Origin of the sequence: Pseudomonas aegrilactucae, from assembly GCF_019168305.1 — a bacterium.
GTDB lineage: Bacteria > Pseudomonadota > Gammaproteobacteria > Pseudomonadales > Pseudomonadaceae > Aquipseudomonas > Aquipseudomonas aegrilactucae.
Map to the genome: position 1 here is coordinate 1 of NZ_JAHTBI010000146.1, position 877 is coordinate 877.

The 877-nt window shown below is 63.1% G+C and carries 1 protein-coding gene; it reads right to left on the reverse strand.

What is annotated here, in order from left to right; all coding sequences use genetic code 11:
* Positions 1-877 (reverse strand): RHS domain-containing protein (locus KUO17_RS26020; protein WP_217978420.1); only part of this gene is annotated, 877 nt, incomplete at both ends.

The following is an 877-nucleotide window of genomic DNA, read 5'->3' on the forward strand; positions in this document are numbered from 1 at the left end:
AGCCCAATCTGCTTCGCCCAGCCCGAGCGCTCCTCTCGTACCTCACCCCACGCCTTGTACTGCCCCGTCCACGCCACCGCCCCATTGTGGTCGGTCAGTTCCATCGGCGTGCCCAGGTGATCGCACTGATACCACGCAATCGCATCCAACGCCTGTGGTTCCATGTGCGTTTGCCACAACGGATCTTGGTCGAAGTCGTAGCTGCGCTGGCTCCAGTCAGGTTGCTTGTGCAGCCGCACCGGCCCTTTGCGCAGCGCCTGCGCCACCGGTACGAAACTGCCGGGCTCATACAGGTAATGCACCGTGCGCCCGGTATCGCCCTCATCACGCGGCGGTGAGCTTTCCCACGCCAGCGTGTCGCCGTCCCAGCCAAACAGCGTAAAACCGCACTCCAGCTCGCGCTGACGCTTGGCCCGCTCCAGCTGATTCCAGCCCGTGCCGGCCTGCGCCCTGTTCGAGTAATGCGCAACCGAGTGTTTGTGCAAACGACGGCCAAGCGCGTCGTAGCTGTAGTCGACCTGGAGCTTGTCATCGCTGTAACTACTCAGCCGATCGAATAGGTCCCAGGTGAACTGCGCACGTACGCCGTTGTGCAGCCGATTGATGAGGTTGCCGCGCTCGTCGTAGGCGTAGTGCGTACCGGCATATTCACGCAGCAGGTTGTCCATCAACCTGTTGCGCTTGGGGTCCTGGTCCAGCGGACGCTGCATCTGCTGCGCCTTGTCATCCAGCAGGTTGCCAGCCGGATCGAACGCGAAGGTTTCCACCCCCCAAACGACTGGTCGCCCTGCAACAGCCGCCCCCACCGGATCGTACTGGTAGGCCAGGTGACCGCGCCGGCTGTCTTGGATATCGGTCAGTTGCCCGGCCGCATCGT